The sequence below is a fragment of the Desulfosarcina sp. genome (assembly GCF_046496365.1).
In the GTDB taxonomy this organism is placed as follows: Bacteria; Desulfobacterota; Desulfobacteria; order Desulfobacterales; family Desulfosarcinaceae; genus Desulfosarcina.
In genome coordinates this window covers 1-6813 of sequence record NZ_JAWOHB010000034.1, presented here as the reverse complement: position 1 = coordinate 6813, position 6813 = coordinate 1, and the positions used below count along the sequence as shown (strand labels likewise).

The 6813-nt window shown below is 58.6% G+C and carries 5 protein-coding genes and 1 pseudogene; all 6 read right to left on the bottom strand.

Features of this window, described 5'->3' with window-relative positions:
- Nucleotides 1-1305, bottom strand: a 1305-nt coding sequence (locus tag R6V78_RS01980; RefSeq protein WP_410287642.1) for a pyruvate carboxylase subunit B, incomplete at its 3' end; no start/stop codon positions are given.
- A gap of 67 nt (nt 1306-1372) precedes the next feature.
- A complete protein-coding gene (locus R6V78_RS01975) occupies nt 1373-1582 on the bottom strand; it encodes a hypothetical protein (RefSeq protein WP_410287641.1) in 210 nt (69 codons plus the stop codon).
- Nucleotides 1583-1626: 44 nt separating this feature from the next.
- Nucleotides 1627-3180, bottom strand: coding sequence for an acyl-CoA carboxylase subunit beta (locus tag R6V78_RS01970; RefSeq protein WP_410287640.1), 1554 nt, complete (start codon nt 3178-3180; stop codon nt 1627-1629).
- 169 nt (nt 3181-3349) lie between these two features.
- Entirely contained in the window at nt 3350-4336 is a 987-nt protein-coding gene (gene meaB, locus R6V78_RS01965; protein ID WP_410287639.1) for a methylmalonyl Co-A mutase-associated GTPase MeaB, read from the bottom strand.
- Between the two features lie 28 nt (nt 4337-4364).
- Nucleotides 4365-6497, bottom strand: a complete 2133-nt coding sequence (gene scpA / locus R6V78_RS01960) for a methylmalonyl-CoA mutase (protein ID WP_410287638.1) — start codon at nt 6495-6497, stop codon at nt 4365-4367.
- Nucleotides 6498-6590: 93 nt separating this feature from the next.
- Nucleotides 6591-6813 (bottom strand): annotated as a pseudogene (locus tag R6V78_RS01955) (TetR/AcrR family transcriptional regulator); the annotation flags it as partial.

The window sequence follows — 6813 nt, the reverse complement described above, 5'->3', positions numbered from 1 at the left end:
GCGGCAGGTGATGGGTTTTTCACCCCGGGCATAGCCCTTGAGGGCATTTTTCTGTACTTCGGCATCGATGGGTACGGCGGTCTTTCCGTAAAGGCCGTAGCACAGATCCTTGACCTGGGCGGTGATCATCTTGTAGCGCTGCTTGTCGTCGTCAAACAGCACGTTGTTGACCGTCTGGATACCCACGATCTGGCTGGTGGGAGTGACCAGCGGGATCTGGCCCAGCTCCTTGCGCACCCGCGGCAGCTCCTTGTACACCTCGTTGATCTTGTCCAGGGCGTCCATTTCGCGCAGCTGGTTGACCAGGTTGGAGAGCATGCCGCCGGGGGTCTGGTGCAGCAGCACATTGATGTCGATCACCGAAACCTTGGAGTCGTCCAGCAGGTGCTTGTATTTGGGCATTACTTCCTTTTCCAGCTTCTCGTTGATCTTGGCCAGCAGCTGGATGTCGAAGCCGGTGTCGCGGTTGGTGCCCAGCAGGGCCATGACCAGGGGCTCGACTGCGGCATGCGAAGTCCGGTAGGCATAGGGGCTCATGCAGGTGTCGATGATGTCCACACCGGCTTCGATGGCTTTGAGGTGGCTCATGGGTGACATGCCCGAAGTAAAATGGCTGTGCAGATGAACGGGTGGTTTGACCGCGGCCTTCAATGCCTTGACGATCGCGTAGGCGTCATAGGGGGCGATGAGGCCGGCCATATCCTTGATGCAGATGCTGTCGGCGCCCATGGCCTCTAATTCTTTGGCCTTTTTGACGTAGTAGTCCAGGTTGTACACGTCGCCGCCCAGGCGCGGTTCGGTCATGCTGTAGCAGATGCAGCCTTGGAAGTGTCTGCCGTACTCCTTGATCTTGGGCACGACCGTCTGGAAGTTGCGGTAGTCGTTGAGCGCGTCGAAGGTCCGGAAGACGTCCATGCCGTTTTCGCAGGCCCGATCCATGAACGCGTTGGCCACGTCGTCGGCGTAGTTGCGGTAGCCCACCAGGTTCTGGGCACGCAGCAGCATGGAAAAAGGGGTCTTTTTGAAATAACGCTTCAGGGTGCGAATGCGTTCCCAGGGATCCTCGTTGAGGAAACGGTGCATGGTGTCGAAGGTTGCGCCGCCCCAGGTCTCCACGGCCCAGAAGCCCACCTGATCCATCAGTTCGGCCACCGGAATCATGTCTTCGGTGCGGCCGCGGGTGGCAAACAGGCTCTGGTGTCCGTCACGCAGGCTCAGATCCATGATCTTCACCGGATTGGCCGCCGCGGGCCGTTTCACATCGTAGTTCATCTTGGTCATCTTGACTTGATCGTGGTCACTCATCGTATGGGTCTCCTCTTAAAAATTGGGTGTTGAATGGCTTGTTCGGTTCCCCGCCGCTATCCCGGCATCAGCGCAACCGGTTGAAGGTTTTCATCTGCATGAGATTGCGCATCTGCATCATGCCCTGCCGGCCGGCATGGGCCCACAGGTTGCCCTGCTCAAAATGACGGCGCTCCGGCCGCCTGGGCGGCGGCATGACCAGCGCCTCCTCCTCGGTCTGGATATAACCCACGACCGCGGCAAGAACGGCGGCCAGTCTTTTCTCATTTGCATCCATAAATAGCACCTTTTCTGGGTTTGATTGGCATTTTGCTCAGGCCGCTACATCGGGATGTTGCCATGTTTTTTCGGCGGCCGCAGTTCCCGCTTGCTGCACATGATTTCGAGGGCGTCGATGAGTCGCGGCCGGGTCTGTGCCGGTTCGATGACGGCATCGATGTAGCCCCGCTGGGCGGCGCAGTAAGGGTTGGAGAACAGATTCTCGTATTCGGCGATTTTCTCCGCCCGTTTGGCCTTGGGATCGGCGGCGCCCTTGATCTCCTTACGATGAATAACATTGGCGGCCCCGCCGGCCCCCATAACGGCGATTTCGGCGGTGGGCCAGGCAAAGGCAAAATCGGCTCCCAGGTCTTTGGAGCACATCGCCAGATAGGATCCACCGTAGTCCTTGCGGGTCACCAGCAACAGCTTCGGCACTGTCGCCTCGCTGTAGCACCAAAGGAGCTTGGCCCCGTGGCGGATAATTCCGCCCCACTCCTGCTGGCTGCCGGGCAGGTAGCCGGGCACGTCGGCGATGGTCAGCAGCGGGATGTTGAAGGCGTCGCAGAAGCGAATGAACCGGGTTGCCTTGTCTGACGCGTTGATATCCAGACAACCGGCCATGACCATGGGCTGATTGGCGATGATGCCGATGGACCGTCCGTTTAGCCGGGCAAAGGCTGTCAGGATATTGGTGGCAAAATACTGGTGGGGTTCGAAGATCTCCCCCTTGTCTACGATGGAACGGATGACATCGCGCATGTCGTAGGATTTATTGGGGCTGTCCGGGATAATGGTGTTGAGTGCGTCGTCCGTGCGTGTGGGGTCGTCGCCCATATCCACCACTGGTGGTTCTTCCATGTTGTTGGCCGGCAGATAGGCCAGCAGGCGTTTGATTTGGTTGAGCGCATCCTCATCGTTCTCGCAGGCAAACTGGGCCACACCGCTCTTTTCGTTGTGGGTCATGGCACCGCCCAGATCCTCGAAATTGATCTCCTCTCCGGTGACCGATTTGATCACTTCAGGGCCGGTGATGAACATGTAGCTGGTGTTTTTGACCATGAAAATATAATCGGTCATGGCTGGTGAATACACCGCCCCGCCGGCGGTGGGCCCCATGATGGCCGAGATCTGGGGGATTACCCCGGAGGCTACCGAGTTGCGGTAGAAGATCTGACCGAAGCCGGAAAGAGAGTCCACCCCTTCCTGGATGCGGGCACCGCCCGAATCGTTGAGACCCACGAAGGGGACGCCGGCCTTCAGGGCCATGTCCATGACCTTGCAGATCTTCTTGGCCTGCATTTCGCCGAGGCTGCCCGCTCGCGAGGTAAAATCCTGGGCAAAGGTGAACACCGGCCGGCCGTCCACCATGCCGTGACCGGTCACCACCCCGTCCGAGGGTATCTCGACATCCTGCATGCCGAAATTCACGCAGCGGTGCTGAACGAACATGTCGATTTCCCGAAAGGTTCCCTTGTCGAACAACTTTCCAATCCGTTCGCGGGCGGTCAGTCGGCCGTTTTCCTTGTGCTTGGCGATCAGCGCTTTCCCGCCCATCCCAAGAATGCGGGCTTCCCGTTCCTTGAGATCCTTGATTTTTGCCTTCACAATACCCATGTCCTATTCCTTTCACCTGTAGTGCAGAACTTTTTGACTAGCTGCCAGTCAATCTTAAAAGTACTCCGCCAGCCGTCCGAAAATACAAATCCTTCACAAAAATAATTAGTTGAAAAAGTTTATCGATCTGGAATGGCGAGCCGGCCACCAGGTCCAGACCCTTATAGACTCAGCCAGGGTTGTCAAGTAAAAAAAGAAGCGTTTCCGCGCCTATGGTGGCGGAGAGTTCTCCCCGCCTGACAGACGCTTCGATATGCCGCAAGCGGGCCTTGATGGCAGGGTTGCTGAAGAAACGCTCCTTGAGTCCGTCCTCGATGCGCGACCACATCCACGCCAGCGCCTGGCTGCTTCGCTTCTGGTCCAATTCCCCGCTGGCCGACAGCCGACGCCGGTGATCCTGAACGGTCTCCCACAACTGGTCAACGCCGGCAAGGGTCAAGGCACTGCAGGTCAATACCGGCGGCGACCAGTTGGGGGTTGCCGGGTTCAGCAGGTGCAGGGCCATCTCATAAGATCGTCGGGCCATTTCGGCCTTTTCGATGTTGTCGCCGTCGGCTTTGTTGATGGCCACCCCATCGGCCAGCTCCAGAACCCCTTTCTTGATGCCTTGAAGCTCATCGCCCGCGCCGGCCAGCATGAGGACCAGGAAAAAATCCACCATGGAGGCAACCGTCGTTTCCGACTGGCCCACGCCTACCGTTTCCACGATCACCACATCGAATCCGGCGGCCTCACAGACCAGCAGCGTCTCCCGGGTCATGCGGGCCACGCCGCCCAAGGTGCCGCCGGAAGGGGATGGGCGGATAAACGCACCCGGCGCAACAGACAACTTTTCCATACGGGTTTTATCGGCCATGACGCTGCCGCCGCTGCGGGTGCTGGAAGGGTCCACGGCCAGAACCGCCACTTGATGACCCTTCTCCACAAGCATCATGCCGAAACTTTCGATGAAGGTGCTCTTGCCGACACCTGGAACGCCGGTGATGCCGAGGCGAACGGCCTTTCCCGTATCAGGGAGCAACCGGTCCACCACCGTGCGCCCCAGTTGCCGGTGGGCGGGGTGGGCGCTTTCGATCAGGGTGATGGTCTTGGCCAGGATGCGGCGGTTGCCTGATCGAACGCCGTCGGTATAAAAATCAGTGTCTTTTGCAACCATCGGGGAAAATGGTTTCCGTTATGTGCGGTTATGATTTTCGGCCGTCAAGTGCGTTGAGCACCTTGTTGGCCGAATCGGTGATGGCTGTTCCCGGTCCAAAGACGCCCACGGCACCGGCCTGGTATAGAAATTCGTAGTCGTTGGGTGGAATCACGCCACCGACAATGACCATGATGTCCTCGCCGCCCGCCTCTTTGAGCGCTTTGATGAGCTGAGGAACCAGGGCCTTGTGGCCTGCAGCCAGGCTGGAGGCGCCCACCAGGTGAACGTCGTTTTCCACGGCCATCTTGGCCGCTTCCTCCGGCGTCTGGAACATGGGGCTGATATCCACATCAAAGCCCAGATCGGCAAAGGCGGTTGCCACCACCTTGATGCCGCGGTCGTGGCCGTCCTGACCCATTTTAGTGAGCAGGATGCGCGGTCGGCGCCCCTCTTTTTCCATGAAATCGCTGGTACGCTTGCGAATGGCATCGATGACAGCACTATCCGCATATTCGGAGGCATAGACACCGGAGATGCACTGGGTGGTTGCCACGAAGCGCCCGAATACCTTTTCCATGGCGTCGGACACTTCACCCACGGTGGCCCGGGCGCGGATGGCGTCGATGCTGGCCGCCAGGAGGTTGCCGCCGTTTTCCGCCGCGCGGGTGACTCCGTTGAGTGCACTGCGCACGGCGGCGGCGTCACGTTCGGCCTTGAGCGTGTTGATCATGCGAACCTGGTCCTCGCGAACCTGCTGGGAAACTTCGAGCACATCCATGCGCGTGTCTTCTTCGAGCTTGTACTTGTTGACGCCGACAATGACATCCAGTCCCTGGTCGATGCGGGCCTGTTTGCGAGCCGCCGACTCTTCGACACGCAGCTTGGGCATGCCGGTTTCAATGGCTTTGGCCATGCCGCCCAGTTCCTCGACTTCGTTAATGATCTTGCGGGCTTCTTTAATGATGCCATCGGTGAGGGCTTCGATGTAATAAGAGCCCCCCAGCGGATCGACCGTGTGGCACACCTGGGACTCTTCCTGGATGATGATCTGGGTGTTGCGGGCGATGCGGGCTGAAAAGTCCGTGGGCAGGCCGACAGCTTCGTCAAAGGAGTTGGTATGCAGGCTCTGGGTACCGCCCAGCACTGCGGCCAGGGCTTCCAAGGTGGTGCGGATGATGTTGTTGTAAGGATCCTGCTGGGTGAGGCTCCAGCCGGATGTCTGGACGTGGGTGCGCAGCATGGAAGATTTGGGGTCTTGGGGATTGAAGGGCTTGATCAGATCGTGCCACAGGTAGCGGGCTGCCCGCAGCATGGCGATTTCCATGAAAAAGTTCATGCCCACACCGAAGAAAAAACTGAGCCGCGGCGCAAACGCGTCGATGTCCAGTCCGGCGTCAATGGCTGCGCGGACGTATTCCAGGCCATCGGCCAGAGTGAAGGCCGTCTGGAGCACGCTGTTGGCACCGGCCTCCATCATATGATAGCCGCTGATGCTGACCGTGTTGAACTTGGGCATGTTCCGGGAGCAGTAGGCAATGATGTCCGAAACAATGCGCATGGACGGTTTGGGCGGATAGATGTAAGTGTTGCGGGTCAGGTATTCCTTGAGGATGTCGTTCTGGATGGTTCCGGAAAGCTGCGCCTGTTTGACCCCCTGCTCTTCGGCCGCGACGATATAACCGGCCATAATGGGCAGCACCGCGCCATTCATGGTCATGGAGACGCTCATCTTCTCCAGGGGGATCTGGTCGAAAAGCACTTTCATATCTTCCACCGAATCGATGGCCACGCCGGCTTTGCCTACATCACCGATTACCCGCGGGTGATCGGAATCGTAGCCGCGGTGGGTGGCCAGGTCAAATGCAACCGAAAGGCCCTTCTGGCCGGCAGCCAGGTTGCGGCGGTAAAAGGCGTTGGAGTCCTTGGCCGTGGAAAAACCGGCGTACTGCCGGATGGTCCAGGGACGCCCGGTATACATGGTGGCCATGGGGCCGCGCACATAGGGGGCAAAACCGGGCAGGGTGTTGACGTGGGGCATGCCCGCAAGGTCTTCTGCCGTATATAGGGGCTTGACCCGGATGCCTTCGGGTGCAACCCATTCCAGGGTTTCCAGGGGCTGCCCCCTGAGTTGTTTGGCGGCCAAATTTTTCCATTTTTGCAAATCGGGATGTTCTGACATGCTATGCTCCTTTGTTAAAACGATTGATCGATAACCATGGTCTTACCGGCCCCCCGATAACGCCATTTAATCAAAAGCGTAACTCCGATGCGTTCAGTTCTCATTCGCGTCGGGATTGGAAATGGCGCGCCAGACCATTTCGAAAAGCATGCTGGCCTGATCGGTCAGCCGACCTTGCTGGCCCCTGGAAATCCACATGGTAAAGGCCCGTTGGACGGTTCCCAACATGAAGTCCAGGAGCACGCCTGCCCGAACATGCGGATTCAATTGACCCTCCTTCTGGCCTTTGCGCATGACCTCCAGATAAAGATTGATC

Bases quoted from the DNA above. Each gene is read 5' to 3' on its own strand.
- R6V78_RS01975 (WP_410287641.1), bottom strand. From the start codon at position 1,582: ATGGATGCAAATGAGAAAAGACTGGCCGCCGTTCTTGCCGCGGTCGTG.
- R6V78_RS01970 (WP_410287640.1), bottom strand. From the start codon at position 3,180: ATGGGTATTGTGAAGGCAAAAATCAAGGATCTCAAGGAACGGGAAGCC.
- meaB (WP_410287639.1), bottom strand. From the start codon at position 4,336: ATGGTTGCAAAAGACACTGATTTTTATACCGACGGCGTTCGATCAGGC.
- scpA (WP_410287638.1), bottom strand. From the start codon at position 6,497: ATGTCAGAACATCCCGATTTGCAAAAATGGAAAAATTTGGCCGCCAAA.